14 protein-coding genes are annotated in these 15,649 nt (G+C 51.1%); 9 read left to right on the top strand and 5 right to left on the bottom strand.

Going from position 1 to position 15,649, the window contains the following annotated elements; genetic code table 11:
• The first annotated feature begins 50 nt into the window (after positions 1 to 50).
• Positions 51 to 1,505, top strand: a complete 1,455-nt coding sequence (gene katA, locus ACE5LO_RS07020; RefSeq protein WP_375519319.1) for a catalase KatA — start codon at positions 51 to 53, stop codon at positions 1,503 to 1,505.
• A 712-nt stretch (positions 1,506 to 2,217) separates the two neighbouring features.
• Here katA and ACE5LO_RS07025 read toward each other — a convergent pair.
• Entirely contained in the window at positions 2,218 to 3,123 is a 906-nt protein-coding gene (locus tag ACE5LO_RS07025) for a DMT family transporter (protein ID WP_375519320.1), read from the bottom strand.
• 98 nt (positions 3,124 to 3,221) lie between these two features.
• On the opposite strand from ACE5LO_RS07025, the gene ACE5LO_RS07030 reads away from it, so the two are divergent.
• Positions 3,222 to 4,106 carry a LysR family transcriptional regulator gene (locus ACE5LO_RS07030; RefSeq protein ID WP_375519321.1) on the top strand — a complete coding sequence of 295 codons (885 nt, stop codon included), beginning with the start codon at positions 3,222 to 3,224 and terminating at the stop codon, positions 4,104 to 4,106.
• Positions 4,107 to 4,149: 43 nt separating this feature from the next.
• Here ACE5LO_RS07030 and ACE5LO_RS07035 read toward each other — a convergent pair whose 3' ends face one another.
• Positions 4,150 to 5,148 carry a glycosyltransferase gene (locus ACE5LO_RS07035; protein WP_375519322.1) on the bottom strand — a complete coding sequence of 333 codons (999 nt, stop codon included), beginning with the start codon at positions 5,146 to 5,148 and terminating at the stop codon, positions 4,150 to 4,152.
• Positions 5,149 to 6,123, bottom strand: a complete 975-nt coding sequence (locus tag ACE5LO_RS07040) for a phosphotransferase family protein (protein WP_375519323.1) — start codon at positions 6,121 to 6,123, stop codon at positions 5,149 to 5,151.
• Positions 6,124 to 6,753: 630 nt separating this feature from the next.
• Between ACE5LO_RS07040 and ACE5LO_RS07045 the strand changes: the two genes are divergently transcribed.
• From ACE5LO_RS07045 to ACE5LO_RS07075, 7 genes are all read left to right on the top strand, one after another.
• Positions 6,754 to 7,950: an ROK family transcriptional regulator gene (locus tag ACE5LO_RS07045; protein ID WP_375519324.1), complete on the top strand. Its 1,197-nt coding sequence runs from the start codon at positions 6,754 to 6,756 to the stop codon at positions 7,948 to 7,950.
• A gap of 19 nt (positions 7,951 to 7,969) precedes the next feature.
• Positions 7,970 to 8,977 carry an asparaginase gene (locus ACE5LO_RS07050; protein WP_375519325.1) on the top strand — a complete coding sequence of 336 codons (1,008 nt, stop codon included), beginning with the start codon at positions 7,970 to 7,972 and terminating at the stop codon, positions 8,975 to 8,977.
• A 65-nt stretch (positions 8,978 to 9,042) separates the two neighbouring features.
• Positions 9,043 to 10,365, top strand: a complete 1,323-nt coding sequence (locus tag ACE5LO_RS07055) for an ABC transporter substrate-binding protein (protein ID WP_375519326.1) — start codon at positions 9,043 to 9,045, stop codon at positions 10,363 to 10,365.
• 81 nt (positions 10,366 to 10,446) lie between these two features.
• Positions 10,447 to 11,340 carry a carbohydrate ABC transporter permease gene (locus ACE5LO_RS07060; RefSeq protein ID WP_375519327.1) on the top strand — a complete coding sequence of 298 codons (894 nt, stop codon included), beginning with the start codon at positions 10,447 to 10,449 and terminating at the stop codon, positions 11,338 to 11,340.
• Positions 11,340 to 12,179, top strand: coding sequence for a carbohydrate ABC transporter permease (locus tag ACE5LO_RS07065; protein ID WP_375519328.1), 840 nt, complete (start codon positions 11,340 to 11,342; stop codon positions 12,177 to 12,179). Before ACE5LO_RS07060 ends, ACE5LO_RS07065 begins: the two co-directional genes overlap by 1 nt.
• A 5-nt stretch (positions 12,180 to 12,184) precedes the next feature.
• Positions 12,185 to 12,880 carry a copper homeostasis protein CutC gene (locus ACE5LO_RS07070; protein ID WP_375519329.1) on the top strand — a complete coding sequence of 232 codons (696 nt, stop codon included), beginning with the start codon at positions 12,185 to 12,187 and terminating at the stop codon, positions 12,878 to 12,880.
• A 37-nt stretch (positions 12,881 to 12,917) separates the two neighbouring features.
• A complete protein-coding gene (locus ACE5LO_RS07075) occupies positions 12,918 to 13,907 on the top strand; it encodes an ROK family protein (protein ID WP_375519330.1) in 990 nt (329 codons plus the stop codon).
• A 239-nt stretch (positions 13,908 to 14,146) separates the two neighbouring features.
• On the opposite strand, the gene ACE5LO_RS07080 is transcribed toward ACE5LO_RS07075, so the two are convergent.
• Together ACE5LO_RS07080 and ACE5LO_RS07085 are read right to left on the bottom strand one after the other, a co-directional pair.
• Positions 14,147 to 15,016, bottom strand: a complete 870-nt coding sequence (locus ACE5LO_RS07080; RefSeq protein WP_375519331.1) for a pentapeptide repeat-containing protein — start codon at positions 15,014 to 15,016, stop codon at positions 14,147 to 14,149.
• Between the two features lie 61 nt (positions 15,017 to 15,077).
• A complete protein-coding gene (locus ACE5LO_RS07085; RefSeq protein WP_375519332.1) occupies positions 15,078 to 15,584 on the bottom strand; it encodes a tetratricopeptide repeat protein in 507 nt (168 codons plus the stop codon).
• Positions 15,585 to 15,649: the final 65 nt, after the last annotated feature.

The following is a 15,649-nucleotide window of genomic DNA, read 5'->3' on the forward strand; positions in this document are numbered from 1 at the left end:
ATGGGGTATTTATAGTGGAAACATATCAAGCATACGAGGTGATTCCGTTAATGAGCAATCAAAACCATTTGACTACAAGCTGGGGAGCTCCTGTCGGGGATAATCAGAACTCCATAACAGCCGGCCAACGCGGCCCGGTGTTGATTCAGGACGTACACCTGTTGGAAAAGCTGGCCCACTTCAACCGTGAACGTGTGCCTGAACGCGTCGTGCACGCCAAAGGTGCCGGAGCCCATGGATACTTTGAAGTAACGAATGATCTGTCCAAGTACACCAAAGCAGCTTTCTTGTCCGAAGTTGGCAAGCGTACGACGATGTTTATTCGTTTCTCTACCGTTGCCGGTGAGCTCGGTTCTGCCGATACGGTTCGTGATCCACGCGGTTTCGCCGTTAAATTTTATACTGAAGAAGGCAACTATGATCTGGTAGGAAACAATACGCCGGTGTTCTTTATTCGTGATGCGATTAAATTCCCGGATTTCATTCATACACAAAAGCGCCATCCGCAGACACACCTGAAAAATCCGAATGCGGTATGGGATTTCTGGTCTCTTTCTCCCGAATCTCTGCATCAGGTAACGATTCTGTTCTCCGATCGTGGCATTCCGGCAACCTACCGTCATATGCACGGCTTTGGCAGCCATACCTTCAAATGGGTCAATGCCGAAGGTCAGGGTGCGTGGGTGAAATACCATTTCAAAACAGAGCAAGGCATCAAAAACCTGGATGTGGAGCTGGCTGCGAAGCTGGCCGGTGAAAATCCGGATTATCATACAGAGGATCTGTTCAACGCCATCGAAAAAGGGGATTTCCCTGCATGGAAGCTATATGTTCAGATTATGCCGCTGGAGGACGCCAACACCTACCGTTTTGATCCGTTTGACGTAACGAAGGTTTGGTCGCAAAAAGACTATCCGCTGATCGAAGTGGGCCGCATGGTCCTGGACAGAAACCCGGAAAACTACTTCGCTGAAGTAGAGCAGGCTACATTCTCCCCTGGCAACTTCGTGCCGGGCATCGAAGCATCACCTGACAAAATGCTGCAAGGACGCCTGTTTGCTTACTCTGATGCACACCGCTACCGTGTAGGCGCAAACCACAGCACACTGCCGATCAACCGTCCGGTTGCGGAAGTGAAAAACAACCAGCGTGACGGGTTCATGAGAGCGGACGGCAACGGCGGAACTGGCACGTACTACGAGCCGAACAGCTACGGCGGACCTACGGAAGCGCCTGAGCACAAGACAACGCCGTTTGTAGTGTCCGGTCTGGCAGAGAGCACAAGCTACGATCATGACGATCACTATACCCAAGCCGGTGACCTGTACCGTCTGATGAGCGAGGATGAGCGTATCCGTCTGATCGCTAACATCGCCGGTGCTATGAAACCTGTTGAAAAGGATGAAATCAAAATTCGCCAAATTGGCCACTGGTACAAGGCAGACCCCGACTTCGGCACCCGTCTGGCGCAAGCGCTCGACCTGCCCGTACCGCAAGGCGTTTAATATATATTTGTTCCCGTGGAAGGGCCATTCACCTTGGCTGCTGCTTTAGCAGGTTGTGAGGGCTCCGCGAACGAAGCATTCCTTCAATCGCTGTTACCCCCGAATTTCTTGATTGTATTACAGCGGATGAAATTCGGGGGTAAAGGCGAACGCTTCGCTTTTCCGGAATTGCTTCGTTCTCTCCGCGGCTGCGTGCAGGTCCCTGCTTAAAAAATAACGAGAAAACATCGCCAATCTCCTGCGATATCTGATTTAGCAAAAAGGTCGAGAACAGAGATCCCTCCTGTTCTCGACCTTTTGTCCTTTATGCCAGAATTTATAAGTTTTCAGCGGAGCTGAACAATTCTATCATCGCAACAAAACTACCCCCAAGGCTTTTGTGCGAAAAAACGTACATATGAGAGGCTGAGCGATCTTGCTTCCAGGTATTTGTACGAAAAAACGTACAAACAAGAGACTGAATGAGCCTCATCCCAGCTTTTTGTGCGAAAAAACGTACAAACGAGGACTTGAGTGAGTCCCGTCCGAGATATTTGTACGAAAAAACGTACAAACGAGAACCCGAGCGGGCCTAATCCCAGCTTTTTGTATGAAAAAACGTACAAACGAGAACCCGAGTGAGCCCCGCCCCGGGCGTTTGTACGAAAAAACGTACAAACGCGGACCTAAGCGAACCTCGTCCCAGGTTTTTGTACTTCATGCCTGGCCCCAATTATGATTGAGCCGCATTGCTGTTCGCCGCCAATCGGCGCTGCTTCCCGTTGACGAGCAGAATGCTCAGCACAATGAGCACAAGCCCAGCGGCCAGATTCAAGGTAACGTGTTCACCCAGGAACAGAACGCTGCAGCTAATGGCGATCAGCGGGATCAGGAAGGTGAACGAACCGACCTTGCTGGCTTCACCCGAGCCGATCAGCTTGAAGAAGGTGAGCCAGCCGAGGGCGATGACAAAGACGGAAATAAACAGCATGTCATAGATAAACACTGGCTCCCATCGGATGGCCGTCCAGTCCTCCACGACAGCTCCGGAAGCCAGCAGCACAATACCGCCCATCGTAATCTGGATGGCGGTCATCCATAACGTATCAACCCGCCCGGAGCTTTTCTTCATATAGACGGTTCCCAGAGTCCAGGCCACGGCACTGCCAATGGCAAGGAAAATTCCCGCTGGCGCGATATGCCCGGCCAGACCGCCAATGCTGATGGCTGCCACCCCCAGGAAGCCGAGCAGCAGTCCGATCAGCTTTTTCCCGGACATTCCTTCACCCAGCCACAGCCAGGCCGCAATGCCAAGCAGTACGGGCTGCAGGAATACGATGGCGGAGAACAGGCCTGCGGGAACATAGCCAAGTCCGATCGTCTGAAAACCGTAAAACAGAACGATATTTAGCAGCGAGGAAATCAGATAGATGGGCCAGTTCTGTCTGAAGCGCAGCTCCCGAAAACGCTGCAGTGCAACCAGGATCAATAACAGACCGGCAATGCAGGTCCGCAGTCCGGCGAACAGCAGGGGAGGTGTATACTCCAGGGCAAATTTGGTCAAGGGCCAGTTGATGCCCCACATAATAATCAGAAAAGCAAGATACACGGCTGTCCGTGATCGTGAAAGCTTCGGCAAGATAAACCACTCCTTTCATAACAATGCTTTATCATGATACAATGACTTTGGCTATAAATAAAATGAATGTTTGTTATAAGGAGCATACCATTTACGTTATGACAAATACACAGCTGCAGTTATTTGTGAAAATTGCTGAAACCGGCAGCTTTACGAAAGCAGGGCAGGCGCTCAATATGACGCAGCCGGCCGTTAGCCGGGCCATATCCACTCTGGAGGATGAATTGGACGTGAAGCTGATCCTGCGAGACCGGCGAAACGGAATTGTCCTGACAGAGGTAGGCAACCGGATACTGATATTGTTCCGGGAAATATTAAACGGGTTTGAGAAGGTGGAGCAGGAGATCGCCGCCGAAAAGGGGCTGGAGGTGGGCATCATCCGGATCGGGACGTTTACGTCAGCGTCTGCTTATTTCCTGCCAAGGATCATGCGTACGATCGGAGAGAAGTATCCGAATTTGCAGTTTGATCTGCATGAGGGAACGATTGACGAGATCCGGGGATGGCTTGAATCCCGTCAGATCGATGTCGGTTTTACGATTATGAAGGATGAACAATTTGAGATGATCCCGCTGCTTAGAGAGGAGATGTTCGCGGTCATCCGTGACGATCATCCGTTGTCCGCACACTCTGCCATTCGGATAAAAGAGCTGGAGCAGCAGCCCATAATTATCTGCAAGGGCGGTTTTGAAACCCCCATATATGAGTTATTCGCAAAGGCGGATACCCCGCTTAAACCCAAATTTGTCGTGTCCAATCTTACGACACTGCTAAGCATGATTCAGGAGGGACTGGGTTCAGGGATCATGTCCGGCATGATGCAGGCATATCAGCCGCCGAATGTGACTACTCGTGCGATTGAACCGAGAGCATACCGGGATATTTATATGGCTATGCCTTCCTTCCAGGAAGCTCCGCTGGCGGTGAAGCTGTTTATCCGGACGGCGCTGGAGCTTTTCAGGCCTGAAAAGAACAGTATATAAGCATTGACCGCCCGGATATTTGAAGGCTGACGGGAGTGTGTGGTCAGTTCAGCCACTGCTCGAAAAAGTGGCGATATCCTTCTTTCATCACTTTGCTGGAGAAGCGCTCCAGCGCATAAGCCTTGTTGTCCATCGATACGGTATGAGGGGAAGCTGCCGCCATATTGACGAGCTCGAACCAGTTCTGTTCATTACCGGCAAAGGTATGGCGTGAGCTGATGTGGCCGTAACAGGCATGCTCGGGCTTGACGACGATTTTGCCCATGGCCATAGCTTCCGTAAGCGGCATCGCAAAGGTATCGAATTTGGAGCAGCTCCAATACACCTTGGCCGTGTTCATGAGCGCAAATACGTCATCCTGGAATAAGGCGAACTGCAGCTTCACATTATGCGGGATGTCGTATTTTTTCATGCTTTCCTTATATCTTTCGCCTCCGAAGACCATGAACACTTCCTTGTCCGGATTGCAACGCGCATATTCCAGCACCACATCCGGACGCCGATTCTCCTCGTCTCTGCCGATCCACAGAATGCGGTTCTGCACCACACGGGAAGGATCGAAATGCTTGTTCACGAGCTGTTCATTGAACCCGATGGGAATGACAGTGACGTCATGGACGCCGAATTTGTCTGCCATCTCCCGTTTCAGAAAATCCGTCTGCACGATCGCCTTGTTCACAATCGAATAGAACGGCTTCATCATTTCATAGCCAGTCAGGGCTGGATCGGGAAAGCTGTGCGGGAACAGCACGCTTTTCTTGAAGAACATATTCAAAAAAGTAAACCCGGACACAGTATAGATCACATGCTCAATCTGCTGGCTATGCAGCTGATCCAGTACGATATCATAGTTGACGAGATCGCCTTTTTCGTGTTCATAGCCTGGCAGCCAGTCATAACCGCTGACATGCCGCTCCGGGGAAATAAAGACGATCTCCACCCCCAATTCGCTGCCGATCTGACGGAGCCTTTCCGCAAAAATACGTGGTCCCTGGGCTTCTGTAAACTGAATTTTCCTCATCACTAATCCGACTTTGGTCATTTATTGTGCCACCTTGTTTTCATAATTGTTATTGTAAAACAGCTCGTTCGCGCACTGTGTCAGGCTGTCCATTGTTTCGCGGAGCTGGGTGCGCAGCGCTTCCTCCGGCCAGGTGCCGTCGCCTCGTTCCAAATCTGAGCGGATCAGCAGCAGCATCCAAATGGAGAAGACGGCTGCAAACAGATAATATTCCCGTTTAAAATCCTGCGGATGCAGCACTGTGCCGGATTGCAACACCTGATCCATATATGCCTCCAATAAGCAGTTTCGGCCCCGAGAGGTCATGCGCTTCGGAAAGAGCGGATGGGACATGTCGATCAGATGGTACAGGTCCCATAGCCGGGAATTCAAATGAACATGCTCCCAATCCAGCACGATTAACCGGCCGTTCACACGTGTATAGTTGCCGAGGTGAAGATCACCATGGCACAGAACCTTGGCCTCTGTGAAGGAATAGTGTTCAAGAAGGGTAAAAAGGGAGCGGATGGTAAGCTGTGGCATCCCCTGGGACAGCAGAGCGGCTTCCGCCTCGGCCTGCCTTGCTCTTATGTCTGCGGCAATGTCCTGAATGGGCGGTTTGGGTCCTTGCAAAGAGACCTGCTGCAGCGCTTCGGTTGGCTGTGTATGCCACCACACCATATGCGGGATGATGCTTAAAGCAAGTTCGTTGTCATAAACATGACGTATGGTTCCAAGATCCTCGAAGATCATCCAACTGGTGTCCGGTGCAAGGGTGTCCGACTTCGCCAGCAGCTTGGGATATATCGGCGGAAAGGAAGGCAGCAGATACTCGTATACCCAACGTTCCTTGCCCGCCTGCCCGTCATTGGTCAAGGGCTTGAAAATATAGCTCTGATCAGGCGACACGTAAAAACGCTCCACATGTCTGCCGTTCATGCCGGTATACAGTGTCTCTTTTCTCCATATTCGCTGACTGTCCAGCGTACCGTCCGGCAGTACGTAATGCTTCAACATCTCCATGCCCCCTTGTCTCTGAAATCTTATTTTTACTGCGTTATTGCGTTATGGCTGGATTAGAAGCTATAAATACTATTTTCCAATGAAGGGGGTGGTATTTCAAGAGCAGGGTATAGGAAAATTATGTTCTTCTATGAAAGTAGGCCGATGGACGTCTTTCTTACCTCACTTCAAATGTTCCGGACCTGAGAGCGCTTATTGACATGAAATTCACCTGTTTTAGGTGCTGGGCGGACACAGGGGGTCTTATACTGCCTTCAAAGGTGGGGAATCGCATGAAAATACCGGAATAAGTGCACTGTGGTCCAATAGGAGATGAAAATAGGCTCAATCTGCCCAAATAAGAGCGCTGGAGTCCTGCGTGCAGCAGCCGTCCAATGACAGTGTTTAGGGGATCGGATGTCTCTATTTTCTCTTAGAATCCCATTATGTAAGGTATGCTAACATAATATAAAATTATTTCTTGACATTCCACATGGATCGGAATATATTTTTATCAAGTTGCAAGCAATAAGCAGGCGAATGTAGGTAAAAAGTATGATTTTAAAAAGCGGATTTATTGAAAAGACCATTTTTTTTGCTTAATTAATTTCATAATGAAATTAATTAATGAAAGGGAAGATGCAATTGCTTTTGGAAAAGCATGACCAGGAATTCATCCGCAAGAAGAACCGTATGCTCGTGTTTAACAGCATTCAGCAGCATCATCCGATTTCACGCACAGATATCGCCAAGCTCTCAGGGATGAGCGCCGCCACAGTGGGCAGGGTGGTTGCAGATCTGATCGAGCTGGGTCTGGTGAAAGAAACCGACCAAATATCCGGCGGTGTGGGCCGGAAGGCAACGATGCTGGAGCTAGACCTGGAATCGATCATGACGGTTGGCGTTGAAGTGGATCGTAATTTGACGAAAGCTGCCCTGGTGGATTTGAGTGGCCGCATTATTGTGGAGAAACAGCAGTTGATTGATCAAAATGAGAAGCAACTGGACAATCTGATTGACGCTATTGTTCGCTTGGTCGCCGAAATGGCTGCAGAACAGGGCATTCCACATTCCAAATTTATTGGAGCAGGCGTCGGACTGCCGGGCATCATCGATTCAGAGCAGGGGGTGGTGGTGTTCTCCGCGCAGCTTGGCTGGAGGAATGTACCGTTCGCTGAAAGGCTGGAAGCCAGGCTGAACATGCCGGTGGTGCTGGATAATGATCTGAAGGTCAAAGCCTTGGGCGAAAGCTCCTTCCGATCGTTGGATGTTATACCTGCTGAAACGGTTGAAAATATCACTGCCCTGGTCAGCGTCGGCAGCGGGCTAGGGGCCGCTTTGATCATGGATCAAAAAATTTATCGTGGCTCCAGAAATATCGCAGGTGAGATCGGCCACTCCATTATTGATCCGAACGGCAAGCTGTGTGAATGCGGCAAGCGGGGGTGTCTGCAAACCTATATCACGGATCTTGCCTTGCTGCAGGAAGCCAACCAGATTCGGGAAGTATCCAACCTGCAGGAGCTGTTCCGGTATATGGAGCAGGGTGAGCCGTGGGCGCGCAGCATTATTGACCGGGCCTGCTCCTACATCGCGATCACGATCAATAACGTGGTATGCACGTACAATCCCAACAGCATTATTTTAACAGGCAAGTTCATCGAGGAGCATCCGGGCATGTTTGAAGCTGTAAATCTGAAGCTCCAGGAATTTATCGGGGAACACTTCAGCGGCTCATTTGAAATGTTTCGTTCCAAGCTTGGCGAGAGGTCGGTAATGATCGGCGCTGCCAAACTCGTGCTGCAGCAGCAGATTGATTACGGGCTTATCCATAAATCATAGGGAGCAAAAGGAGACTGTTATGGAGGAAGTTCTGGTGAGGGAGTACCGCGCCGGTGTTGAAGAATGTGTACATACCGGACATATTTGTGGGGTTGACGGAACAGGCAGCGTGAAGTACTCGGTCGGCGATGTGCAAGCATTGACCTTCCTGAGATCTTCTGGAAAGCCGTTCCAAGCGATACCTGTCATTAAACACGGGGTTGATGAGACTTTTGGTTTTACAGATGCCGAAGGCGCCATTCTGATGGGCTCCCACCGGGCCGAGCCGTTTCATGTGCAAGCACTGGAGTCGATCATGCGCAAAACAGGCATTCAGGAAGATCAGCTCATCTGCCACCCGACCTATCCGCTCAGCGTGTATGCGACGGAGCAGCTGCACCGTGAGCATAAGCCGAAGCGCCCAATCTACCATAACTGCTCAGGCAAGCATCTGGGCATTCTGGCTTTGTGCAAAGCTATGGGATATCCGCTGGAGGGCTACGGTAATCCTGATCATCCGGCACAGCAGGAAATTCTGGAGACACTTGCCTATATGGCCGACCTCAAGCAGGAAGAGATCGCCTTGGGGACTGACGGCTGCGGTTTCCCGGTATTTGCGATGCCTTTGCGTTCGCTGGCCGTTGCTTTTCTGAAGCTGACTTGTCCAGACCTTATCGGGGATGCCGCCACCCGCCAGGCTGTTGAAAAAATCGTGCGTCGCATGAATGCCCATTATGAAATGGTAGCCGGGACCGACCGCATCTGTTCAAGCCTGCTGATGGATGAAAATATAGTCGCCAAAGGCGGGGCTAAAGGAGTCTACTGCTTCGGACTGAAAAAAGAACGGCTGGCCTTTGCCCTGAAGGTATTGGACGGCTCGGAGGACGAATGGCCCATCATTACAGCCTCCATTCTTGAGCAAATCGGCTATGCCAATCAGGATACGATCGACCGCATGTACGAGCTGGCTCCGCTGGACATCATGAATGACAACAAGCTGGTCGTCGGCCAAAACAAACCGGTATTTCATCTTAAATCAGTCAATTAAAGCGATCAATTAAAGCAATCGAATTGATGTAACCAATTCATGCAATCCAGGGGAGTGGCTGAATTATGAAAAAACAGGTATCCGCATTACTGGCAGGCGTTATTCTTCCTTTTTCCATCTTGACTGGCTGCGGTGGAGGCAGCCCTGAAAACACGGCATCCGAGGGGGATAGCGCGGAGAAGGTCGTTATTTCTTATCTGGATCCTTTGCCAAGTGAAGAGCGCACAAGCTTCATGGAGGGCATGATTGAAAAGTTCGAAGCGGAAAATCCGAACATCGATGTCGAATACTCTTCCGTACCGTGGGAGGACGCGCATACCAAATGGATGATGATGGGAGCCTCCAAAACGCTCCCGGATGTCATCAGCGTGGATGACACCTCACTGGCTGGACTGGCAGCCGCCGGTTATATCGCCAACCTGCAATCCTACTACGATAGCTGGGATCAGAAGGATAAAACGACAGAAGCCTTCAAGCAGGCCAGAAACAAATATCAGGATCAGGTATACGCTATTCCGGATGCTTTCCTGCTGCAAGGGCTGTTTGTCCGCAGCGACTGGTTCAAGGAAAAGGGGCTCCCCGAAACGATCGATACGTGGGATGACTACTTCAAGCTGGCTCAGGAATTGACGGACGAATCGAAAGGGCAGTACGGCATTGCTTTCCGCGGCGGTGCGCATGGCATTATCCGGGCAATGGAATACGTCATGGCGGCCGTTCACGCAGACAGCTGGTTTGATGCGGACGGAAAGTCAATTCTGTATCAGCCGGAGGCCAAGGAAGCTTTTAAAAGATTTTATGATATTTACCTGAATGGAAACGCACCGTCTGAATCTGTTAACTGGGGCTTCAACGAAATGGTGCAAGGTTTTATGAACGGGCAGGCAGGTATCCTGAACCAGACGCCGGAGGTCATTGCGGTAGCGGAGAAAAACATGACGGAAGGCACCTGGAACGTGCTGCCGATGCCAAAGTCGGATGACGGCAAACGTTATATTTACTGGGGATACACAGCCGGATATTCCATCGCGGAAAATTCGGAGCATAAAGACGAGGCCTGGAAATTCATTGAATTTTTGAGCAAGCCGGAAAATAATCTGGAATATGCAAAAGCCAACACCAGCATCCCGATCTACCAGGAGTCCCTGCAGGATGAGTTCTTCAGCTCGGGCCCGATTGCCGGTTATGCGGGTGCGATGGCGGATTCCAATATCGTGTTTGCAGGGCCGCCGAGCTATCTGCCGACACTTAGTGATTTTACAGGCACATTTGCGGTTACCGAGACACAAAAGTATATGATGAAGGGCCAATCGCTTGACGATACGGTCAAACATCTTGCCGATTATTTGACCGAGGCGCAAAGCAAATACAAGCAGCAGAATCCTTAAGGTTTAAGGTGATCTGAAGGAGAATGAAAACGCATAGCCAATTTTGCTTGGTTATGCGTTTTTCTTTAGGAAGGTGATGAGATGTTGTCGAAAGGTATTTTCCGGCGTTTTCAGCCGTATCTGTTGTTGCTGCCTGCTATCGTGGTCGTGCTTGCCTTTTTCGCTTACCCTGTCGCCAAGGCTTTTCAACTGGCCTTTATGCATTATGTGCTGTTCGAGCCGAATAACATCGGGTATGCTGGACTGGAAAACTTTAGAGCGCTGTTTGCCGACCCCAACATGCTTCGCATTCTGCTGAATTCGATCATTTGGGTAGTGGGCACGGTCGGATTTCAGTTTATTCTTGGTTTTGCGCTGGCGCTGGCCTTAAACTCAAGGTTCAAAGGGAAAAACCTGTATCAGGCCGTTGTATTTCTGCCTTGGGCGGTATCGGCTTTTCTGATCGGCATGATTTTCAAATGGATGTTCAGCGAGCGGGGAGGGCTGGTCAACTATCTGCTGCTGGAAACCGGACTGATTAATAAGTCTATTCCTTTCCTGGCTATTCCCTATGCATCCATCATTCCGGTCATCATCGCCATGATCTGGTACGGCGTTCCTTTCTTCGGCATTATGATTCTGGCCGCGCTGCAATCGGTTCCGGATGAAATGCTGGAGGCCGCCGATATTGACGGGGCGGGCAGAGTCCGCAAGCTGTTGCAAATTATTATGCCATACATCAAGCCGACGCTCATCCTTACGCTGCTGCTGCGGGTGATCTGGGTATTTAACTCGGCGGACCTGATCTATATCATGACCGATGGTGGACCAGCTAACAGCTCGCATAACTTGCCTTCCTATATATTTAACAAGGTTGGTTATTCCGCTGATTTCGGCCAGGCTTCGGCGCTTGGCGTGCTGATGCTGATCGTGCTGATTCTGTATACGGTTGTCTTTCTGCGCATCACCAGATATAAGGAGGCAGGTGATCTGTAATGGCAGTATGGGTTCACAAAAACATGCCCGGGTTTGTCCGGTTTGTCGTGCTTGCACTTTTTTTGCTGGGAACGCTGGTTCCTTTCTACTGGATGTTCGTAACGTCTCTGAAAACACGACAGGAAATCTATGGCTCTGCGTTGACGCTGTGGCCGCAAAAGCTGACCTGGGACAACTATGTGAAAACGTTTCATGATTCGGATTTTCTGCAGTATTTTGCGAATAGCGCGATTGTCAGTCTCGTATCCGGCCTGCTGGTCGTGGTCGTGTCCATTCTCGGAGGTTATGCGCTGGCAAGATATCAGTTCAGAGGCAAAGGGCTCTTCCTGCTCGTTTTCCTGGCAACACAGATGATTCCGGTCATGGTGCTGCTCGTTCCGCTGTACATCGTCTTCGGGGAGCTGAATCTGCTGGATAAGCTGCCTGCACTGATTATTACGTATACGGCCATCAATATTCCTTTTTGCTTGATTACGATGTCTGGTTTTTTCCAACGCATTCCGGTGGCGCTAGAAGAGGCTGCCATGGTGGACGGCTGCAGCCGGATCCGCACCGTGATCCAGATCATTTTGCCCATCATGCTGCCCGGGATTGTCGCCAGTTTTGTATTTGCTTTTACAGCGGCATGGAATGATCTGTTCTTCGGGGTGATGTTTACCGTGAGCGAGGATGTGAAGACCGTTCCGGTTGGCTTGAACGGGTTTATTCAGAAGTTTGATGTGAACTGGGGAGAGATGAGTGCTGCAGGCATGCTCTCGCTGATCCCGGTCATTATTTTATTTGCATTTGTGCAGCGTTACATTGTTTCGGGTCTTACACAAGGAGCTGTGAAGGGGTGAAGGTTTTGTCTGAAAAAAAACTGCTTGAGGTGATCGCAACCTCTGTTGACGATATTTTGCAGCTTAATGACAGTGGTGCCGACCGCATTGAGCTGGTGAGCGCGCTTTCGGAAGGGGGGCTTACGCCCAGCATCGGGATGATTGAGAGAGGCGTGCAGGTGTCTGCTTTGCCTATCCGTGTCATGATCCGGCCGCATAGCCATTCGTTTTGCTACAGTAAGGAAGATCTGGAGGTTATGGTCCATGATATCCGGGCCGTGCAAAGCCTGGGGGCAAGCGGAATTGTGCTTGGTGTGCTGACGGAGGAGCGGCGGGTAGATACGGAAGCTCTCGCTTTTCTGCTGGCTGAGGCACAAGGATTGTCCGTTACTTTTCATCGGGCGTTTGATGAGGCGTGTGACCTGGAGCAGGCCTTTGACACACTGCTGAAATTTCCGCAAATTGACCGGATTCTGACTTCGGGCGGGCAGGCGACTGCTGTGGAAGGGATAAGCATGCTTGGGCGGTTGCGGCAGCGTTCGGAAGGAACGGCGATTCGAATCCTGGCAGGCAGCGGTTTATCGGAGGATAATCTGCCTGGTTTTCTGGCGGCTACGGGCGTGGAGGAAGTACATTTCGGACGCGCAGTGCGCCTGGGGCAGAGATTGGATGGGCTTATTCTGCCGGAAGCGGTGCGCCGGATTAAACAGAGCTTGCAATAAATACAACGGAGGTTGGAGTCCGGAGAGAGGTTAATGCATGGATAATCTATATTTGGGAATTGATCTGGGCGGCACCAAAATGCTGGCTGCCTTGATCGATGAGCAGGGGCAGATTGTGGCTAAAAACCAGGAGCCTACGCTGGCTGAACGGGGAGCGGAGGACGTTATCCGCCGCCTGATTTCCATAAGTGAAACGTTAATCGCGGGTGGAATTTTACGAACAGGTTTCTTTACTATTCGTGGCATCGGGGTGGCCGTCGCGGGTGTATTGGAACCGGAAAAAGGCATGATTTCACTGGCGACCAATTTGCGCTGGCATAATGTGCAGCTTGGTCCCATCCTGGAGAAACGGTTTCATTGTCCGGTTCATATTGTGAACGATGCCAATGCCGCTGCTTTTGGTGAGTGGATGGCAGGTGAACAGGCAGGTATCCAGGACATGATTTATATTACCGTTTCGACGGGCATCGGTGCGGGGATTATCAGCGGCGGCCGGCTCATTGAGGGAACGACTCATAGTGCCGCCGAGTTTGGCCATATCACGATTGACCGCGACGGTCCTTTGTGCGCCTGCGGCAATCGGGGGTGTGTGGAGATGTACACGGCCGGGCATTCCATTGCCCGCAGGGCGCAGGCGTCCATTCAGTCAGGCGAGCCGGAGGCCGCGGCGATTGCTGTTCTGAACGGTGTTGAGCCGGAGCAGGTGACCGCCGAGCATGTGGCCGCCGCCGCCAAAGCAGGAAATCAACTTGCGATCAGGCTGTTGGCAGATGCCGGGGAAGCGCTTGGCTGCGGCATTGTCACTTTTGCACATTTGTTAAACCCAGCAGCTATTGTCATTGGCGGCAGCGTATCGCAGTGCGGGGCTCTGCTCTTCGATCCCATGCTGGAGGCTGTCCGGCGATATGGAATCCCCAAAGTCGTGGAATCGATTACATTTGCTGCTTCATCGCTGGGCGGGACGGCAGGTATCACTGGTGCGGCTTTATGGGCGAGGGAGCAGCTTGCTTTGAAGCAGACCTTGTGAGGCGTTAATTTTTTGCGTTGTGTTCCGGGGGGAGGCTCCGAGAACGAAGCATTCCTGCAATCGCTGTTGACCCTCCGGGCCAAAGGCGACCGCTCCGCTTTTCCGGAATCGCTTCGTTCTCTCCGCTGCTGCGAGCGTATGCTAACTTAAAAGAAAAAAACGCCAGTCCCAAGCAATTTCCTTCTATTCCAGGTTTGGGAAAAAGGTTGGACAGCTCGCCCGCTTTGGGCCAACGAGGGTTAAGAGACGCTCCAGTGCGCTGGACGGGTGAGCGATGCGGGCAGCTTGGTGGAGCTATCTCCGATGGCGGCGTTGATTTGGAATTGGGTGAGAAAGAAGCTCTCGCTGAGATCGGCTCCGCGGAGGTCCGTGTCCCGAAAGTCGGCTCCGATCAGATCTGCGCCTCTTAAATCCGCGTTTCTAAGATCGGCGGCAATCAGGTAGGCTCCCCGCAAATTGGTCCCTCGCAGGTCGGCATCTTTCAGCTTGGCCCCGACCAGGTCCGCTCCACGTCCATAAGTTTTTCTGCGGCGTGCTGGTTGATGCTGTCGCAGCGCGTCGTCTCTTACCCATTCACTGGTCTGCAGGAGCAGGGTGTTGACGTCCGCCCGATGCTTGTTTATATCCAGCTCCATCAGGGCATCGGGATCAAGATGGGTGAAGGCCTCGGTTTGCTCCAGCGCCAAACGGAGCTTGTCATGAACGGGACGGGCTGCGTCAAGCGTTAATGCTTCTTTCAGATACCAGAGCAGTTCATGAAGCTGGCGCATGATCAGAAAGACGTCGAATATTTGCTTTGCAGCTCCGGGCTTTTTCCGCCAGTCTCTTCCTTTGTAGGTGAATTGAGTTACCTTCTGCCCTGCTCCAAAGCAGTCAAATACGGTACAACCTTTAAAGCCCCGCTCTCTAAGGCTGTCATGAACACCGCAGCGGAAATCTGCCTGCAGGTTGGGGCAGGGCTGTCCCGCATCTTTATCAACAGCAAAGTCGGCCGAGGCCGCAAACGGAAGCGCAACACAGCATAACCCGAAGCAGCTCTCACAGTCGGCTTGCAGACTGTTGCGGCTGATTGAGAGGGATGCTTCACTATATTTGTGTCCATCAGACATAAGTAGTTCTCCTAACAATTAAGCTTTAGATTGTTGGCGGCATTTATCCGACCAGACTGAATCACCAGGTTTCATCAAGATGCTTCGTATAGTGCAACAAACCGCGTTTGAAATACTGAAGCTTCTCGTCCGAGGTAGTCTCCAGCAGATTGGTCAGTACGATTTCCATGGCTTCCTTGTAGCAATGTGTATTATACAGAGCCATGGCATGCAGGACCTGCAGTGCCCGGTTATCAGGGAATTCTGTGACTCCCCGGCGCAGCGTTTCTTCGGCCTGCTGATAATGTCCCAAGTACCGGTATGTGCTCCCAAGCCCGAGCAAACATCTTTCCAGATCCGGTCCGGATAAACCTAACTCAAGAGCCCGCACATAGTAGGGAATTGCCTGTTTTCCCAAGCCTGAATTGTCATGGGCCACTCCAAGCTGAAAAATAATCTCTGCGTCATTGGGGCAGGCGGCGTCCAGTTCCAGTAAAAGTGCGATTGCATTTTTAAGTATGTCCTGGTCCTGTGTGGCTCTTCCTTCTTCACGCATTTGAATAGCTTCGGCTAAACGCTCTCTGGTCATTTTTATTACCATCCTCATATTGACTTTGTCCTATATTATCACAAAATATATTCAATGTTTATTAA

It is taken from the genome of Paenibacillus medicaginis, assembly GCF_042138635.1.
In the GTDB taxonomy this organism is placed as follows: Bacteria; Bacillota; Bacilli; order Paenibacillales; family Paenibacillaceae; genus Paenibacillus; species Paenibacillus medicaginis.